The organism is Paractinoplanes aksuensis (assembly GCF_024137025.1).
In the GTDB taxonomy this organism is placed as follows: domain Bacteria; phylum Actinomycetota; class Actinomycetes; order Mycobacteriales; family Micromonosporaceae; genus Actinoplanes; species Actinoplanes aksuensis.
The window spans coordinates 57262-74608 of record NZ_JAMYJR010000012.1 but is presented as its reverse complement, the minus strand read 5'-3'; the positions used below and the strand labels follow the sequence as shown (position 1 = coordinate 74608).

Annotated in this window: 17 protein-coding genes; 5 read left to right on the top strand and 12 right to left on the bottom strand. The window is 72.0% G+C overall.

Annotation, left to right across the window (positions count from 1 at the left end):
* Nucleotides 1-25 precede the first annotated feature (25 nt).
* Nucleotides 26-976, bottom strand: coding sequence for a hypothetical protein (locus tag M1L60_RS12390; protein WP_253237523.1), 951 nt, complete (start codon nt 974-976; stop codon nt 26-28).
* A gap of 57 nt (nt 977-1033) precedes the next feature.
* Nucleotides 1034-1930 carry a S1C family serine protease gene (locus M1L60_RS12385; protein WP_253237609.1) on the bottom strand — a complete coding sequence of 299 codons (897 nt, stop codon included), beginning with the start codon at nt 1928-1930 and terminating at the stop codon, nt 1034-1036.
* A 214-nt stretch (nt 1931-2144) separates the two neighbouring features.
* Between M1L60_RS12385 and M1L60_RS12380 the strand changes: the two genes are divergently transcribed.
* Genes M1L60_RS12380 through M1L60_RS12370 form a run of 3 tightly spaced genes read left to right on the top strand, consistent with a single transcriptional unit; the run spans nt 2145 to nt 3767 of the window.
* Nucleotides 2145-2414: a peptidoglycan-binding protein gene (locus tag M1L60_RS12380; RefSeq protein WP_253237522.1), complete on the top strand. Its 270-nt coding sequence runs from the start codon at nt 2145-2147 to the stop codon at nt 2412-2414.
* Nucleotides 2415-2424: 10 nt separating this feature from the next.
* The gene (locus M1L60_RS12375) at nt 2425-3132 is read left to right on the top strand and encodes a TIGR03089 family protein (RefSeq protein WP_253237521.1); all 708 of its coding nucleotides are present in this window, start codon (nt 2425-2427) and stop codon (nt 3130-3132) included.
* 32 nt (nt 3133-3164) lie between these two features.
* The gene (locus M1L60_RS12370) at nt 3165-3767 is read left to right on the top strand and encodes a class I SAM-dependent methyltransferase (RefSeq protein WP_253237520.1); all 603 of its coding nucleotides are present in this window, start codon (nt 3165-3167) and stop codon (nt 3765-3767) included.
* A gap of 192 nt (nt 3768-3959) precedes the next feature.
* On the opposite strand, the gene paaE is transcribed toward M1L60_RS12370, so the two are convergent.
* The 9 genes from paaE to paaN form a co-directional block, all read right to left on the bottom strand.
* A complete protein-coding gene (gene paaE / locus M1L60_RS12365) occupies nt 3960-5006 on the bottom strand; it encodes a 1,2-phenylacetyl-CoA epoxidase subunit PaaE (RefSeq protein ID WP_253237519.1) in 1047 nt (348 codons plus the stop codon).
* A gap of 1 nt (nt 5007) precedes the next feature.
* Complete coding sequence (gene paaD / locus M1L60_RS12360) at nt 5008-5499, bottom strand: 1,2-phenylacetyl-CoA epoxidase subunit PaaD (protein ID WP_438862097.1); 492 nt, start codon at nt 5497-5499, stop codon at nt 5008-5010.
* Nucleotides 5493-6359, bottom strand: a complete 867-nt coding sequence (paaC, locus tag M1L60_RS12355; protein ID WP_253237518.1) for a 1,2-phenylacetyl-CoA epoxidase subunit PaaC — start codon at nt 6357-6359, stop codon at nt 5493-5495. The genes paaD and paaC overlap by 7 nt, the downstream gene beginning before the upstream one ends.
* Nucleotides 6360-6366: 7 nt before the next feature.
* Nucleotides 6367-6693 carry a 1,2-phenylacetyl-CoA epoxidase subunit PaaB gene (gene paaB / locus M1L60_RS12350; RefSeq protein WP_253237517.1) on the bottom strand — a complete coding sequence of 109 codons (327 nt, stop codon included), beginning with the start codon at nt 6691-6693 and terminating at the stop codon, nt 6367-6369.
* Entirely contained in the window at nt 6690-7613 is a 924-nt protein-coding gene (gene paaA / locus M1L60_RS12345) for a 1,2-phenylacetyl-CoA epoxidase subunit PaaA (RefSeq protein WP_253237516.1), read from the bottom strand. The genes paaB and paaA overlap by 4 nt, the downstream gene beginning before the upstream one ends.
* Complete coding sequence (locus M1L60_RS12340; protein WP_308208457.1) at nt 7610-8461, bottom strand: 3-hydroxyacyl-CoA dehydrogenase family protein; 852 nt, start codon at nt 8459-8461, stop codon at nt 7610-7612. The genes paaA and M1L60_RS12340 overlap by 4 nt, the downstream gene beginning before the upstream one ends.
* A 119-nt stretch (nt 8462-8580) precedes the next feature.
* Nucleotides 8581-9309 carry an enoyl-CoA hydratase/isomerase family protein gene (locus tag M1L60_RS12335; protein WP_253237515.1) on the bottom strand — a complete coding sequence of 243 codons (729 nt, stop codon included), beginning with the start codon at nt 9307-9309 and terminating at the stop codon, nt 8581-8583.
* Nucleotides 9306-10508, bottom strand: a complete 1203-nt coding sequence (locus M1L60_RS12330) for a thiolase family protein (protein ID WP_253237514.1) — start codon at nt 10506-10508, stop codon at nt 9306-9308. Before M1L60_RS12330 ends, M1L60_RS12335 begins: the two co-directional genes overlap by 4 nt.
* 18 nt (nt 10509-10526) lie before the next feature.
* Nucleotides 10527-12197, bottom strand: coding sequence for a phenylacetic acid degradation protein PaaN (gene paaN / locus M1L60_RS12325; RefSeq protein WP_253237513.1), 1671 nt, complete (start codon nt 12195-12197; stop codon nt 10527-10529).
* 74 nt (nt 12198-12271) lie between these two features.
* On the opposite strand from paaN, the gene M1L60_RS12320 reads away from it, so the two are divergent.
* Together M1L60_RS12320 and M1L60_RS12315 are read left to right on the top strand one after the other, a co-directional pair.
* Entirely contained in the window at nt 12272-12907 is a 636-nt protein-coding gene (locus M1L60_RS12320) for a TetR/AcrR family transcriptional regulator (RefSeq protein WP_253237512.1), read from the top strand.
* 19 nt (nt 12908-12926) lie between these two features.
* The gene (locus M1L60_RS12315) at nt 12927-14105 is read left to right on the top strand and encodes a glycoside hydrolase family 3 N-terminal domain-containing protein (protein WP_253237511.1); all 1179 of its coding nucleotides are present in this window, start codon (nt 12927-12929) and stop codon (nt 14103-14105) included.
* A gap of 23 nt (nt 14106-14128) precedes the next feature.
* Here M1L60_RS12315 and ileS read toward each other — a convergent pair whose 3' ends face one another.
* Nucleotides 14129-17245 (bottom strand): isoleucine--tRNA ligase, encoded by a 3117-nt coding sequence (gene ileS / locus M1L60_RS12310; protein ID WP_253237510.1) that lies wholly within the window; start codon nt 17243-17245, stop codon nt 14129-14131.
* Between the last annotated feature and the right edge of the window lie 102 nt (nt 17246-17347).

Sequence of the window (17347 nt, the reverse complement as noted above, 5' to 3'; positions counted from 1 at the left end):
GGGGGTCCACTCCGCCCTCAGCGGCTCATGGGCCCGGCGGGGGCGGCGATTCGACCTGCGGCGCGGGATCGGCCGGCGGCGCGGGATCGGCCGGCGGTGACCATGGATGCTGCGCATGCGCGGGTCCGGGCGGTGGGCCCCACGGGGACTGCGGCGAGGCGGGCGCGGGCCCGGACGGAGGGGCCCATGAGGCCGGGCCCCAGGGGGCCGGCGGCGGTGGGGGCGGATGGGGCGCGCCGGCGTGGGGCGGGAAGTACGGAGGCTGCGGGGCGTAGGAGTGGTACGGCGGAACTCCGGCCGGCGGTAGCGCTGCCGGACCCGCGTACGAAATCGGTGGTTGACCTTGATCGGGCCGGAAATAGCGGGTTGAGGGCTTGGTGGCGAGCAGCACGACGACGGCGATGGCCAGCATCACGGCCGAGGCCAGCGCGAAGATCATGATCGAGTCGTAGGCCAGGGCCAGGCCGCCGCTGTCGAGGTCGTAGAGGCGGTCGTAGAAATCGCTGCCCGACCAGTCCTCGAACACGATCTCGCCGTCGGGGTCGCCCTCGATCGGCTCGTCGGGCATCGGCTCGTCGAGGGAGGCGAAAGCGAACAGGCCGGCGACGCCGACCAGACCGCCGAAGAGGCAGGCGACCAGGCCGAGGGCGACCGGCGCGCCCAGGCCGACCCAGGTCAGGACGCGGGCGACATTGCTGCCGCGGCCGACGAGGATCGCGGTCACGCCGAGCCAGATCACCAGCACCAGCAGGGGCAGGCCGGACATGAGCGTCCAACCGAGGTTGGAGTCACGCTCGGCCGAGACCTCGGACGGGTCGGTGCCGGGGATCGTCGACGCCTGGTCGATCAGCCCGTCGTAGTGGATCGCGTCGGCGATCGACACCCCGATGACGAGCAACAGCAGTCCCACCAGCGCCACCTGGAACCAGAAGGCGACACTGACCACTGTGGGCCGGACGGGTACGGGCGAAGTCACGGACGCACCGTACGGTCCGGCCCGCCCGGGCGGCAGCCCCGATCGGCCACATTTGGATCAAGAAGAAAGGCCGCTTTCCATCTGCTTGACGGCGGCCACGACGGTGTCGGCCGGGATGGCGAAACCGACACCGATGCTGCCCGATTCGGACTCGCCGGCGGTGGCGATGGCGACGTTGATGCCGACCACGTGGCCGGACAGGTCGACCAGCGCGCCGCCCGAGTTGCCCTGGTTGATGGCGGCGTCGGTCTGCAGCAGGCCGCCGAGTTGCTCGCTGCCGCCGCCGGTGGCCGACTCGGTGGCGGTGTTGATGCTGCGGTCGAGGGCCGAGACGATGCCCGAGGTGACCGTGTTCTCGAGGCCGAGCGGCGCGCCGAAGGCCAGGACGGTGTCACCCACCGCCACGCTGTCGTCGGTGCCGAACGTGACCGGGGTCAGGCCGGTCAGACCGGTCGCCTGCACCAGGGCCAGGTCGTGGGTGGTGTCGGTGGCGACGACCGAGGCCGGCACGGTCTGCCCGGTGGACAGGCGCACGCTCACGGTTCCGCCGCCCTCGATGACGTGGTTGTTGGTGAGGATGAGCCCGTCGGCGGCCAGGACGACGCCCGATCCGAGCGACGAGGACCGGTTCGTGTCGACCAGCACGGTGACCACGCTGGGCTGCACCTGCTTGACGATGGCGGCCAGGCTGTCACTCTCGGTGGTGGCGGACGCGCTGGTGGCGGTGGTGGTCGTGGCCGTCGCCGGCTGGTCGATCAGATAGCGATCGGCGAAGACACCACCCGCTGTGCCACCGGCGGCGATCAACGCGAGCACGGCGGCGCCCCCGGCCACCCGGCGGGGCCACCGGCGGTCGCCGGATCCGCCCGGCGGCGGCACGAACGGCGGTGCGGGCGGGGGCGGCGGCGTGGTGTCGTACTGGTCCGGGTCGGGCCGGGTCATCAGGTCGGTCATGGTCACGCCTCGCTTCGTTGGCTGATGAGGCAACAGTGACCCCGAACCTTGTCGGAAACCGGTGAGCCGTCTGTGGGTTCGCTGTACGGGTCGTACCGCCCCCTAGGCCGAAAGTCGCAGAGGTCTCGGGGTTTCTTCCCACGCCGGTCCGATGTCGCGCACAGTCACGATCCGGATGCTGGAGTCATCCCCCACAACCAGCAGGAGGCAACAGATGTCGGCTCGAGGAATACTCACGGTGGTCGGTTCCGCGGTCGGCGGCGTGATCGGTCTGGGCACCCCGCCCCCGCCCGACCCGGACACTGTCCGCGAGCTGCTGGCCGAGCTCGGCATGCCGGCCGGGGACGACCTCGCCTCCGCGGTCGCGGCCTTCCAAGCCCGGGTCGGCCTGCGGACCGACGGCGTGGCCGGGCCGCGCACTGTTCACTTCCTCACCCGGTACGCCATGGAGCGGCGCGCATGGCGGCTCGACCTGGCTGCCTAGAGTCCTTTGAATGACGGCGTCCGACCTGATCACGTACTTCGACGACACGACCGGTGAGCGGTTCGGCCTGGCCGCGGGCGAGCTCGGCGGGTGGGTGGCGGCGACGACCGCCCTGCTCACCGAGGGCTGCGGGCTCGGGCCCGGGCACACCGCGGCGGTGCTGCTGCCCCCGCACTGGCAGACGGCGGCCGTACTGCTGGGAAGTTGGTCGGCCGGGCTCGAACTCTCGATCCGCGACTGGGCCACCGCCGGCCTCTCCCCCGCCGGCGCCCCGCTAGACGTGACTTTTGTGGAACACCGCCGCATCGGCAACTGGCTCGACGAGGTGCCCACCGGCGGACACCAGTTCGTGCTCGGCCTGGCCCCGCACGGCGCCGCCACCGTCGAGGTGCCGGCGGGCTACGACGACTACACCACCGCGCTGCGGCCCTACCTCGGCACGCACCCACCGCACCCCGCCATCGACGAGCTTCGCCCCGCGGTCACCGACGGCACGACCTATCAGGAGTACGCGCGGACCGCAGCCGGTGTGGCCGAGCACAACGGCATCGGCCGGGGCGACCGCGTGCTGATCGACACGGCGTTGCAGGAGCACCCGCTGATCTGGCTGCTGGCCCCGCTCACCGTGGGCGCGTCGATCGTGCTCTGCGCCAACCTCGACCCGGCCCGCCTCGACGAGCGGATCGCCCAGGAAGGGGTGACGGTAGTCCTGCGTTGATCTCGTCCACTGGGGACGATAGCCTGCGGCGCATGGAGGTCTTCGATCAACTCGCCGAGCAGTACCAGGGCGAACACAGCCATAATCCTTTTCAGGCCGCGCTGATCGAACGGATCGCCGCGCTGCTCCCGGCCGGCGCCTCGGTGCTCGACCTCGGCTGCGGGACGGGGGTGCCGACCGCTCAGATCCTGACCGGGTCGGACCACCGGGTCGTCGGCGTCGACATCTCCGAGGGCATGCTGCGCCTGGCTCGCGAGCAGGTGCCGGCGGCCGAGTTCGTGCACGCCGACTTCAAAGACCTGGCCGACGATTTCGGTCAGTTCGAGGCCGTGACCGCGTTCTTCTCGCTGCTGATGCTGAGCAAGGCCGACATCGAGCGCACGCTCGACAAGGTCGCGGGCTGGCTGAAGCCGGGCGGCTACCTCGGCGTCGGCATGGTCAACTTCGACGGCGACAGCCTGCCGTTCGACTTCATGGGCGTGCCGGTGACCGTTTCCGGCTACCTGCAGGACGATCTCACGGCCGTCCTCGAGGCGCACGGTCTCAAAGTGGTCAGCATCGAGACGGTCGCCTTCACGCCGGCCGACGGCCCGGAGGAGAGCCAGATCTTCGCCTTGGCCCAGCGGCCCCTCTGATCCGCCCGGGCCCGGTCGCTCCCGGCCGGGCCCACCCGCTTTCGGCTCGCGCAACCCGCTTCAGCCCCGCGCCACCCGCTTTCAGCCCGCGCCACCTACTTCCGGCCCACGCCACCCACTTCCGGCCCACGCCACCCACTTCCGGCCCACGCCACCCACTTCCGGCCCGGGCCTACCCGTCCTTGGCCGGGCCTACTCGTCGAACGTCACGGTCACCCGGGCCGACGACGGGATCGTCTGGCAGGTCAGGACGAACCCGGCGGCCACCTCGGCCGGTTCCAGCGCGAAGTTGCGGCGCATGGTCACCTCGCCGTCGACCACCCGGGCCCGGCACGTGCCGCAGACCCCGCCCTTGCAGGCGAACGGCAGGTCGGGGCGGGAGCGCTGGGCGCCCTCGAGCACGGTGTCGCCGTCGGCCACGGTGACCGTCGTGGCGCGGCCGTCGAGCAGCACGGTGACCTCGCTGCCCTCGGCGTTGACAACTTCGCGGGCCGGTTCCGGTGGCGCTTCGTCGACCCAGAACAGCTCGCGGTGGATGCGCTCGGGCGGGACGCCGGCCTCGCCCAGCACCTCGGTGGCGTCGATGACCATGCCGTACGGGCCGCACAGCCACCAGTGGTCGACGGCCGGCACGTCGAGCAGCAGCGGCAGCAGGGCGCGCAACTTCTCGCCGTCGAGCCGGCCGCTGAGCAGGTCGACCTCGCGGGCCTCGCGCGACAGCAGGTGCACCAGTTCGAGCCGGGAAGGATGGCTGTCCTTCAGGTCGGCCAGCTCTTCGGCGAACATCACCGTGTCGGCCCGCCGGTTGCCGTAGAGCACGGCAACCTGGGCCTTCGGGTTGCGCAGCAGCGAGGTCGCGATCGACAACACGGGCGTGATCCCCGAACCGGCCGCGATCATGACGTGCCGCCCGCCCGCCTCGAGGTCGGGCGTGAACGTGCCCGAGGGCGGAGCGACCTCGACCGCGTCGCCGACCCGCAGCTCGTGCACCAGCCAGCTCGAGACCAGGCCGCCAGGCACTTCGCGCACCCCGATCCGGGGGCGGGCGCCGGCCGGGGCGCAGATCGAGTACGACCGGCGCTCGTCCCGCTCGTCACCGGGCCGCCGCACGGTGAGCGACTGGCCGGGGCGGAACGCGTACCGGTCGGCGAGATCCGCGGGGACGTCGAAAGTCACCGCGACCGCGTCCGGGCAGAGCCGCTCGACCTCGGCCACCCGCAGCGCTTGGAAGTCCGGCACGTCAGATCTCCTTCACGTGCTCGAAGGGTTCCCGGCAGGCCGGGCAGCGCCGCAGCTCGCGGCACGCGGTGGCCCCGAACGCGGCCAGCCGCTCGGTGTCCGGCTCACCGCAGCGCGGGCAGGCGATCGGCTCGTCCCGGAGGCCGAGCCTGAGCGGCACCGGGCCGGTGGTGCGCCGGGGAGCCGGGCCGGGAGGCGAGATGCCCGCCGCGAACAGCTTGGCCTTGCCCGATTCGCTGATCCAGTCGGTGGTCCAGGCCGGCGCCAGCAGGGTGTTGACGCGCGCGTTCTCGTAGCCCGCGCGGTGCAGTGCCCGCAGCAAATCGGCCCGGATCGACTCCATGGCCGGGCAACCCGAATACGTCGGCGTGATCGTCACCTCGACGCCGTCACAGGTCTCGCGCACCTCACGCAGAATCCCCAGCTCGGCCAACGTGACCATGGGCAGCTCGGGATCGGTCACCGTCGCCGCCACTTCAGCCGCGCTCACCACACGCCGCCGGGTGTTGCGCGGGCGAGGCCTTGCAGCTCGGCGAGGATCCCGGGCAGCTCGACGCCGTGGTCGCCGTCGCGGCCGTGGGCGGTGATCGTTTCGGCGGTCGGCCCGTCGAGGGTGGCCACGCGCAGCACCTCGGCCAGGACAGCGTCGAACTCGGGGCGCGCCGAGGCGGGGTCGACGGCCACGCCGGTCAGGCGCTGCTCGACCGGGTGGGGCACGAAGAGCTCGCCGGTCAGCGGCCACACCGCGTCGAGGCCGGCCTGCATGCGCTCGTGGGAGAGCGAGGTGCCGTCGCCGAGGCGGACCGTCCAGCCGGCCGCGTACTCGCGGTGGTAGGCGACCTCTTTGACGCCCTTGGCGCCGATCGCGGCCAGCACCGGGTCGTGACTCGCGGCCAGCCGGTCGAGCAGCGCCAGCCGCCACGTCGCGAAGACGAGCAGCCGCGCGATCAGGTGGCCGAAGTCGCCGTCGCCCACCTCGGCCAGGCGCACGTGCCGGAAGTCGGCGGCGTCGCGCCGGTAGGCCAGGTCGTCCTCGTCGCGGCCCGCCCCCTCGGCCTCCCCGGCCCGGGTCAACAGCAGGCGGGCCTGACCGAGCAGGTCGAGCGCGATGTTGGCGATCGCCATCTCGTCCTCGAGCTCGGGCGCGCGGGTCACCCACTGCTGCAGCCGGTGCGACATGATCAGCGCGTCGTCGCCGAGCATCAGGCAGTAGGCGGCCAGGTCGGCGCCGTCCACCCCGTCCGGCAGCGCGGTGGGCACCCCGGCCAGGGGGTCGGCGAACCCGGTGCCGTACGCCCAGCGGGCGTCGTCGGCATGGTCGGTGAGGGCCTGGTAGGCGTCGTCGAAGCTCATCGCGGCCTCAGATGTGCGGGACGGATTCGGGGATGGCGTAGTACGTCGGGTGCCGGTACGCCTTGTCGCCGCTGGGCGCGAAGAACGCGTCCTTGTCGTCCGGCCCCGAGGCGACCACGTCGTCGGACTTCACGACCCAGATGCTGACGCCCTCGTTGCGACGCGTGTAGAGATCGCGCGCGTGGTGCAGCGCCATCTCGTGATCGGCGGCCCGCAGCGATCCGACGTGGACGTGGTTGAGGCCGCGCTTGGCCCGCACGAACACCTCGAACAGCGGCCACTCGTGCTTGACCTCGCCACTCACGCCGGCACCTCCTGCTTCTTCGCCGCTCATGCCGGGACCGCCTGCTTCTTGGCCGCGTGGGCGGCGGCTGCCTCCCGGACCCAGGCGCCCTCTTCGTCGGCCCGGCGCCGGTTGGCTATCCGTTCCTGGTTCATCGGGCCGTCGCCCGAGATCACCCGCTTGAGCTCGGACCAGTCGATCTCGCCGAAGTCGTAGTGCTCGCGGTCGGCGTTCCAGCGCAGGTCGGCATCGGGCAACGTGATGCCGAGGGCGTCGGCCTGGGGCACGCTCATGTCGACGAAGCGCTGCCGCAGCTCGTCGTTGGTGTGCCGCTTGATCTTCCAGGCCATCGACTGGGCCGTGTTGGGCGATTCCGCGTCGGGCGGGCCGAACATCATCAGCGACGGCCACCACCAGCGATTCACCGCGTCCTGCACCATGTCGCGCTGGGCCTGGGTGCCGCGCATCATCGTCATCAGCAGCTCGTAGCCCTGCCGCTGATGGAACGACTCCTCCTTGCAGATGCGGATCATCGCCCGCGCGTACGGCCCGAAGGAGCTGCGGCACAACGGCACCTGGTTGCAGATGGCCGCGCCGTCGACGAGCCAGCCGATCACGCCGACGTCGGCGAACGTCAGCGTGGGGTAGTTGAAGATCGAGGAGTACTTCTGCCGGCCCTCGATGAGCCGCCGGGTCAGGTCGCCCCGATCGGCGCCGAGCGTCTCGGCGGCTGAGTAGAGGTAGAGCCCGTGGCCCGCTTCGTCTTGCACCTTGGCCAGCAGGATCGCCTTGCGGCGCAGCGACGGGGCCCGGGTGATCCAGGCGCCCTCGGGCTGCATGCCGATGATCTCGGAGTGCGCGTGCTGAGCGATCTGCCGGATCATGGTCTTGCGGTAGCCGTCGGGCATCCAGTCACGGGGTTCGATCCGCTGATCCTTGGCGATCGTCGCCTCGAACACCTGCTCACTCATGACGCCTCCCAGGTAAAGAAGCCGTGGCCGGTCTTGCGGCCGAGTTCGCCGCGGGAAACCTTGTCGCGCAGCAGTTTCGGTGGGGCGAAGCGCTCGCCCAGCTCGCGGTGCAGGTGTTCGGCGATGGCCAGGCGCACGTCGAGGCCGACGAGGTCGGTCGAGCGCAGCGGGCCCATCGGATGCCGGTAGCCGAGCTCCATCGCGCGGTCGATGGCCTCGGCGCCGGCCACGCCCTCCTCGAGCATGCGGATCGCCTCGAGGCCGAGCAGCACGCCGAGCCGGCTGGTCGCGAAGCCGGGCGAATCCCGGACGACGACATCGCTCTTGCCCAGCCCGGCCACCCACCCGCGGGCCGCCTCGCAGGCGGCGTCGCCGGTCTCGGGCCCGGTCACGATCTCGACGAGTTTGCTGGCCGGCACCGGATTGAAGAAGTGCAGACCGAGGAACCGCTCGGGCCGCCGCAGACCCTCGGCCAGCCCGGTGACCGACAGGGAGCTGGTGTTGGTGGCCAGCACGGTGGAGTCGCCGACTGCCTGTTCGACCGCGGCCAGCACGCGCACCTTGAGCGCCGCGTCTTCCGGCACGGCCTCGACCAGCAGGTCGGTGTCGGCGTTGAGCCCCGACGCGTCGTCCAAGAGGATCAATCGTTCGAGCACCGAGTCGGCGGACTCGCTGAGCGCGCCCTTCTCGGAAGCACGCAGCAAACCCATCGCCACCCGGTCGCGGGCCGCCGCGGCCGCCGCCGGATCACGCTCGACCAGGCAGACGACCGAACCGGCGACCGCGAAGACCTGCGCGATGCCGGCCCCCATGCGCCCACCACCGACAACAGCGACGACTTTCGGCACAGCCGCCGCCGACGCACTGCCCGCGCCCGGCACAGCCGCTGTCGACGCCCGGCCCGCGCCGCTCGAGGTGGCCGCCGGGCCCGCGGACGCCGTCGAACCGGCCGGCACGTCCGGCGTGGTCACGAGCGGCCGCCGGCCAGGAAGGCGTCCATGCGGACGCGTTTGTCTTCCGACTCGAACAGGATGGCCTGGGCCAGGTCGTCGGTGAGCGGGTGGCCGGCGCCGTCGGCGACCAGCTTGGTCAGGCGCAGCGCGAGCGGGCCCGAGCGGGCCATCCGGTCGAGCAGCGCGTGGGCCCGCTTCAGCAGGTCGCCGGCCGGCACGACCTCGGTCACCAGGCCGAAGCGCAGCGCTTCGTCGGCGTCGAGCCGCCGCCCGGCCAGCAGCACCTGTTTGGCCACCGAGCCGCCGACCAGCTCGCGCAGCCGCCAGCAGGCGCCGGCCGCGGCCAGGATGCCCAGGCCGGGCTCGGGGTTGCCGAAGACCGCTGACGGCGAGGCCAGCCGGACGTCGCAGGCGTAGGTCAGCTCGGCCCCGCCCCCCAGCGCGTACCCGTCGACGGCGGCCACAGTGGGCAGCGGGAGCTTGGCGATGCGGTCGAACAGGCGGCTGTTGATGCCCTGCAGCGCTTGATCGCGGCCGCGTTCCCGCAGCTCGCCGATGTCGGCCCCGGCCGCGAACGTGCCCCCGTCGCCGGTGATCAGCAACAGCCGGGGCTGCTGTTCCAGGCTCGCGCAGACGTCGTGCAGCTCGCCGATCATCGCGGCGTTGATCGCGTTGCGGGCCTCGGGGCGCCGCAGCGTGACCACCACCCGGTCGTCGAGCTGCTCGACCCGCAGGGTACTCACGGCCGCTCCACCAGCAGGGCGACACCCTGGCCGACGCCGACGCAGAGGGTGGCGAGGGCCCGGCGGGCGTTCTCGCGTTCCATGCGGCCCAGCAGGGTGACCGTGAGGCGGGCGCCCGAGCAACCCAGCGGATGGCCCAGGGCGATCGCGCCACCGTCGGCGTTGACCTTGTCGTCGTCGAGCTTCAGCCGGCGGATCACGGCCAGCGACTGCACCGCGAAGGCCTCGTTGAGCTCGACCGCGTCGAGGTCGCCGGCGGTCCAGCCGGCCCGGGCCAGGGCCTTCTCGGTGGCGGGCACCGGGCCCAGACCCATGATCTGGGGCGGGACGCCCGCGCTGGCCGCCGTGACGATGCGGGCCCGCGGGGTCAGGCCGTAGCGCTCGACCGCTTCTTCGCTGGCCACGACGAGCGCGGCCGCGCCGTCGCTGAGCGGGGAGGACGAGCCGGCCGTGACCACGCCGCCCTTACGGAAGACCGGCTTGAGCGAGCCGAGCTTCTCGAGAGTGGAGCCGCGACGCGGGATCTCGTCGGTGGTCACCTCGCCGACCGGCACGATCTCGTTGGCGAAGCGCCCGGCGTCGATCGCGGCGATGGCCCGCTCGTGGCTGCGCAGCGCGAACGCGTCGCTCTCGGCCCGGGTGATGCCGTCGAGCGTGGCCACCTCTTCGGCCGTCTCGCCCATGGTGAGCGTGATCCGCCGGTCGTCGGGGCCGGTGCCGGCCGCCTTGTCGTGCTCTTTGAACAGCGGGTTGGTGAAGCGCCAGCCCAGCGACGTGTCGACGACCTCGCCCGGGCGGGCCCACGGGGTGCCGGGCTTCTGCATCACCCACGGGGCCCGGGTCATCGACTCGACGCCGCCGGCCACGACCAGGTCGGCCTCGCCGGCCCGGATCTGGTTGGCGGCCGAGACGACGGCGGTGAGGCCGCTGGCGCAGAGCCGGTTGACCGTGTAACCCGGCACCGTGTCGGGCAGGCCCGCGAGCAGCACGGCCATGCGGGCCACGTTGCGGTTGTCCTCACCGGCCTGGTTGGCCGCGCCGAGGATCACCTCGTCGATCGCCTCGGCGGGCACGCCGGCCCGGCCGACCGCCTCGCGGACGACGAGCCCGGCGAGGTCATCGGGCCGCAGGCCGGCGAGCGCGCCGCCGTACTTGCCCTGGGGGGTGCGGACGCCGCCGACGAGGTAGGCCTCAACCATCGTGGATTCCTCCGGTGCTCAGACGTGGTGACGGGACTGGAGGGTGAAGAACCGGCCGGTGACGAAGTGGTCGTCGCTCAGCGAGGCCGTCGCCGCCGGGTTGGCCCCGGAGCCGTGCAGGTCGCTGAACGCGGCGGTCTGGTTGACGAACACCCCACCGGTGAGATTCTCGGCGAGGTGCACCCCGGCGTCGAGCGCCGCCTCCCGCGCAGCGGAAAGGACCTCGGGATTCCTCGAGTGGACCAGCGCGGTGAGCGCCCCGTGGGCCCGGACCGTCTCGACCAGGACGCGGAGGCTGTGCTCGGTCGACTCGGTGGCGATGACGAAGGAGACCGGACCGAACCATTCCCGGGTGTACGCCTTGTCGTCGGCCGCGTCGAGCCGGACCACCACCGGTGTGCGGATCGTGGCGCCCGGGTTGGTCTCGTCGGTGACCGCGGCCGTGGGGCGGATGACGCTGGCCGCGCCGTCGGCCTCGGTCACGCGGGCCAGGACGCCGTCGTTGACGATCGCGCCGAGCGTGCCCGCGGCCCGGGCCGGGTCGCCCAGCAGCTTGTCGAGCGCGGCGGCCAGGTCGGCGCCGAACTCGTCGACGCTGCGGTGGCCGGCGTCGGTCTCGATGCCCGACTGCGGGACCAGGATGTTTTGCGGGGTCGTGCACATCTGGCCGCTGTAGAGCGACAACGAGAAGGACAGGTTGCGCAGCAGGCCCTTGTAGTCGTCGGTGGAGTCGACCACGACGGTGTTGAGCCCGGCCTTCTCGGTGTAGACGACGGCCTGGCGGGCGTTGGCCTCGAGCCAGTTGCCGAACTCGCTGGAGCCGGTGAAGTCGACGATGCGGACGTCGGGGTGGGTGGCCAGGGTGGCCGCGATGCCGTCGCCCGGCTCCTCGACGGCCAGGGTGACCAGGTCGGGGCTCTGACCGGCCTCGGCCAGCACCTCGCGGCAGATCTGCACGGTGATGGCCAGCGGCAGCACGGCGCCGGGGTGCGGCTTGACGATCACCGGGTTGCCGGTGACCAGGCTGGCGAACAGGCCCGGGTAGCTGTTCCAAGTGGGGAACGTGGTGCAACCGACGACCAGGCTGACGCCGCGGCCGACCACGGTGCTGGTCTTGGCCAGGCGCAGCGGGTCGCCGCCGCGCTGCGGCTTGGCCCACTCGGCGTCGCGCGGGGTGCGGGTGGTGGCGGCCAGCGCGTAGGCCACGGCCTCGAGCGCCCGGTCTTGCGCGTGCGGGCCGCCGGCCTGGAACGCCATGACGAAGGCCTGGCCGGTGGTGTGCTGCACGGCGTGGGCCAGCTCGAACGAGCGGGCGTTGATCCGCTTGATGATCTCGGCCGCGACGCCGGCGCGACCCTGGGGGCCGACGGCGCGCCAGGCCGGGGTGGCGGCGCGGGCGGCCGCGACCAGGGCCAGCGGGTCGGCCTTGGGATAGCTGACGCCGAGGTCGAGGCCCCACGGCGAACGCTCGGTGCTGACCGTGCCCTCGGCGCCGGGGACCTCGATCGGGAACGGGCCGCCGAGCAGGGCCCGGAACGCGCGCTCACCCTCGGGCGCGGCCTGCTCGCCGTAGACCGACTTGCTCGGCGACTCGGGGAAGGCCGACCAGTAGTCGCGGACGGTCGTCGCCCGGACAGCCTGATCGAGCAGCTCGGCATGCGTCTCGTAGAACCCGGCGGGGGTCGTCATCCTGCGCTCCCTTGCGCTCGCGTGCCATCATTATCTACCGTCCGGTCGGTCGGTAATCAAGCCCGGGAGAGAGAATGGCACCGACACCCGCGAAAGAACCTCGTCGGCGTGGCCGTCCCGGTCATGACCAGGATGCCGTGCTGGCCGCGGCCGTGCGGCTGTTCAACGAGCGCGGTTACGACTTCACCAGCATGTTCGACATCGCCGTGTCCCTGGGCATCACCAAAAGCAGCGTCTATCACCACATCAACGGCAAGGAACAGTTGCTGCAGATGGCGATGGACCGGGCGCTCGACGGTCTGTTCGAGGCGGCCGACGAGGTCCGCGCGCTCGACGTCCCGGCCCTGGAAAGGCTCGAACAGCTGATCCGCCGCAGCGTGCTGGTGCTGTCTGAGCGGTTCGAATACGTGACCGTGCTGCTGCGGGTGCGCGGCAACACCGAGGTCGAGCAGCACGCCCTGGCCCGGCGCCGCCAGTTCGACGTCCTGGTCACCGAGCTGGTCAAACAGGCTCAGGCCGAGGGCGGCGTACGTCCCGACATCGACCCCGCGGTGGCCGCCCGCCTGCTCCTGGGCATGGTCAACTCGCTGACGGAGTGGTACCGCCCGCGTCCCGGTGGCGCCGAGGCGATGGCCGACGCGCTGACCACGCTCGCTTTCGAGGGCCTTCACACGATCTCCCCCGACCGCACACCACCTCGGCCCGGTTGATTGGCTACCGTGGCGGTCGATGAAGCGAAGCCTGGCCGCCGCCGCGGTCGCCGTGCTCCTGGCCGTCAGTGGCTGCACCCCGGCCCCCTCCAGCGAGGCCCCGTCGTCGTCGGCCCCGGTCCCGGTGACGCCGAGTGCGGAGCCGTCATCCGCTCCGCCGCCCCCGAAGAACTGCGTCACCGAGACCCTGGACGGGCTCGACCTGCCCGAGCGGGTGGGTCAGCTGCTCATGATCGGCGCTGCCGTGAACGCGCCCAGCGGGCTGGGTGACACGGTCCGCCGCTACCACCTGGGTGGCGTCTTCCTGCGCGGCCGCAGCACGCACAGCGCGGCCGAACTGAAGTCGGACATCGCCACGCTGCAGAAGAGTGCCCCGATGCCGATGCTGCTCGCCGTCGACCAGGAGGGCGGCAGCGTCCAGACCCTCAAGGGCCGCGACTTCCCGAAGTTGCCGTCGGCCAGCCGGCTCGGCGCCGGGCCGGCCGCGACGCTGCGCGACACGACCCGCGAGAGCGCCCGCCGCCTGGCCGGGATCGGCGTGAACCTCAACCTGGCCCCGGTCGCCGACACCGTGCCGACCAGCATCGGCACCGGCAACCCGCCGATCGGCGCGTTCCGCCGCGAGTTCGGCTCGGACCCGGTGAAGGTCGCGGCGGCCATCCGTACGGTCGTCCCCGCCTCCCAGGACGCCGGCGTCCTGACTACGCTGAAGCACTTCCCCGGCCTGGGCCGCGTCCGCGTCAACACCGACGTCTCCCGGGGCGCGACCGACACCGTGGCCACTGTCGACGACCCGTACCTGGGCCCGTTCAAGGCCGGCATCGAGTCCGGCTCGGCCGCCGTGATGATCTCGTCGGCGCGCTACCCGAAGATCGACCCCGACGCGATCGCCGCCTTCTCGAAGCCGGTCATCACCGGCCTGCTCCGCGACAAAATCGGCTTCGACGGCCTGGTCATTTCGGACGACCTGGGCGCGGCCCGGGCGGTCACGGCCGTCCCGCCGGCCCAGCGAGCCGTACGGTTCGTCGCCGCCGGCGGCGACATGGTGCTCACGATCGTGCCCTCGGACGCCGCCCCGATGGCCGGCGCCCTCATCGACAAGGCCGAAAGCGATCAGGCCTTCCGGGTCCGCGTCGACGATGCCGCCCGCCACGTGCTCGAGACCAAGAAGAAGGCCGGCCTGCTGCGCTGCAGCTGACCGGCCATGGCTCCCCTTCCCGGTTACTGCGCCTTGCGCAGGTGGAACGTCAGGCCGAGCGACTCGTCGGTGAACTCGCGGGCGTCGGGCCCGGGCGCGGCGCCGGACTCGTAGGTCGTGGCCAGCACCTCGTCGGCGACCAGGGCGGCGTGCTCGGTCAGGGCCTGGGCGGTCTCACCCTCGGCCGACCAGCGCAGGTCGATGCGGTCCGAGACCTCGAGGCCGCTGGCCTTGCGGGCCTCCTGGATCTGGCGGACGGCGTCGCGGGCGATACCGGCCCGCCGCAGCTCGGGGGTCAGCTCGAGGTCGAGCGCCACCGTGCCGCCGGAGTCGGAGGCCACGGCCCAGCCCGCGCGCGGGGTCTCGGTGATCACGACCTCGTCGGGGGTGAGCGTGAGCTGCTCGCCCTCGACGTCGAGCGTCGCCGTGCCCGTGGTGCGCAGGGCGTCCTTGAGCTCGGCGGCATCGGCAGCCGCGATCGCCTGCGCCACGACCTGCACCTTCTTCCCGAAACGCTTGCCCAGCGTACGGAAATTGGCCTTGGCGGTGGTGTCGACGAAGGAACCGGCAACCGGGGTGACCTCGCCCACGTTGAGCTCGGCGGCGATCTCGGCCAGCAGGTCCGCCGGCAGGTCGCCGAAGCCGTTGGCGGAGGCCAGCGCGCGTGACAGCGGCTGCCGCACCTTCAGGCCGGACTCGGCCCGGGCCGCGCGGCCCAGCTCGACCAGGCGCCGGACCAGGGCCATTTGCGTCGACAGGGCCGGGTCGATCAGGGCCGGGTCGGGCTCGGGGAACGCCGCGAGGTGCACCGACTCGGCCGCCCGGGGGTCGACCGGGCTGACCAGGTCGCCCCACACCCGCTCGGTGACGAACGGGGTCAGCGGGGCCATGAGCAGCGTGACCGTGCGCAGGGCCTCGTGCAGGGTGGCCAGCGCGGCCGGGTCGCCCCGCCAGAAGCGGCGGCGGCTGCGGCGCACGTACCAGTTGGAGAGGTCGTCGACGAACGCGGCCAGCAGTCGGCCCGCCTCTTGCGTGTCGAACGCCGAGTAGGCCGCGTCGACCTTGCCGACCAGGGTGTTCACCTCGGACAGGACCCAGCGGTCGAGCAGCGGGCGGTCGGCCGGGGCCGGGTCGGAGGCGGACGGCTGCCAGCCCGCGGCCCGGCCGTAGAGGGCCTGGAAGGCGACCGTGTTCCAGTAGGTCAGCAGGGTCTTGCGCACGACCTCTTGCAGCGTCGTGTGGCCGACCCGGCGGGCCGACCAGGGCGAGCCCACGCAGGCCATGAACCAGCGGACCGCGTCGGCGCCGTGCGTGTCCATCAGCGGGATCGGCTCGAGGATGTTGCCGAGGTGCTTGGACATCTTGCGGCCGTCCTCGGCCAGGATGTGGCCCAGGCAGACCACGGCCTCGTACGACGAGCGGTCGAAGACCAGCGTGCTGACCGCCATCAGCGTGTAGAACCAGCCGCGGGTCTGGTCGATCGCCTCGGAGATGAACTGGGCCGGGAAGCGCTGCTCGAAGAGCTCCTTGTTCTTGTACGGGTAGCCGAACTGGGCGAACGGCATCGAGCCCGAGTCGTACCAGGCGTCGATGACCTCGGGCACGCGGGTCGCCGTCCGCGCGCACTGCGGGCAGGCGAAGGTGACCTCGTCGATGTAGGGCCGGTGCGGGTCAAGCGTGGACAGGTCGCGGCCGGCCTTCTGGCCCAGCTCGGCCAGCGAGCCGATGCAGGTCAGGTGGCCCTCGGCGCAGCGCCAGATGGGCAGCGGCGTGCCCCAGTAGCGGTTGCGCGACAGCGCCCAGTCGACGTTGTTGGTGAGCCAGTCGCCGTAGCGGCCGTGCTTGACCGTCTCGGGCTGCCAGGTGGTCTGCTCGTTCTCGCGCAGCATCTGGTCGCGGACGGCGGTGGTGCGCACGTACCACGAGGGCTGGGCGTAGTAGATCAGCGCGGTGTGGCACCGCCAGCAGTGCGGATACTGGTGCTCGTAGGGGTCGAGGCGGAACAGCAGATCTCTGCGCCGCAGCTCCTCGACCAGCGGTTCGTTGGCCGTACGGAAGAAGAGGCCACCCACCAGCGGGACCTCGGCCTCGAAGGTGCCGTCGCGCTGGATCGGGTTGACCATCGGCAACCCGTACGCGCGGCAGCTCGCGAGGTCGTCGGCGCCGAACGCGGGCGACTGGTGCACGAGGCCGGTGCCGCTCTCGGTGGTGACGTAGCCGGCCAGGATGACGATGTGCGCGTCGGGCACCTCGACCAGGTCGAACGGCGGCCGGTAGGTCCAGCGCTCCATCTGCTTACCGGTGAACGACTCGCCGGTCAGGCGCCACCCGTCGCCCAGCACCTGGGCCATCAGGGGCTCGGCCAGCACCAGCTGCTCGGTGCCGTCGGTGGCCACCACGTACGTCACGTCGGGGTTGACCGCGACGGCCGTGTTGGAGACCAGCGTCCAGGGCGTGGTCGTCCACACCAGCAGCGCCGCCTGGCCGGCGAGCGGGCCCGAGGTGAGCGGGAAACGGACGTAGACCGCCGGGTCGACGTCGGTCTCGTAGCCCTGGGCGAGCTCGTGGTCGGAGAGGGTCGTCTGGTCGCGCGGGCACCACGGGGCGACCCGGAAGTCCTCGACCAGCAGGCCCTTGTCGAAGATGCGCTGCAACGACCACCAGACCGACTCGATGTATTCCGGGTCCATCGTGCGGTAGGCGTCGTCCATGTCGACCCAGTAGCCCATGCGCTCGGTGAGCTGGGCGAACGCGTCGGTGTGACGGGTGACGGAGGCGCGGCAGCGGTCGTTGAAGGCGGCGATGCCGTACGCCTCGATGTCCTGCTTGCCGCTGAAGCCGAGCTCTTTCTCGACGGCCAGCTCGACCGGCAGGCCGTGGCAGTCCCAGCCCGCCTTGCGGGCGACGTGGAAGCCCTTCATCGTGCGGTAGCGCGGGAAGACGTCCTTGAAGACGCGGGCCTCGATGTGGTGGGCGCCGGGCATGCCGTTGGCCGTGGGCGGGCCCTCGTAGAAGACCCATTCCGGGCGGCCCTCGGACTGCTCGAGGGTGCGTTCGAAGACGTGCTTCTCTTGCCAGAAGCGCAGGACTTCGTGGTCGAGCGCGGGCAGGTCGACCTGCGCGGGCACCGAGCTGTACACCTGTGTTCCTCCGTCAGACGTGTTTCGTCATCAACAGAGGGACGAGACCTGATCAGCCCCGCGGTACCACCCTCTTTGGCCGCGGCCTGGTCGGCCGTGGCC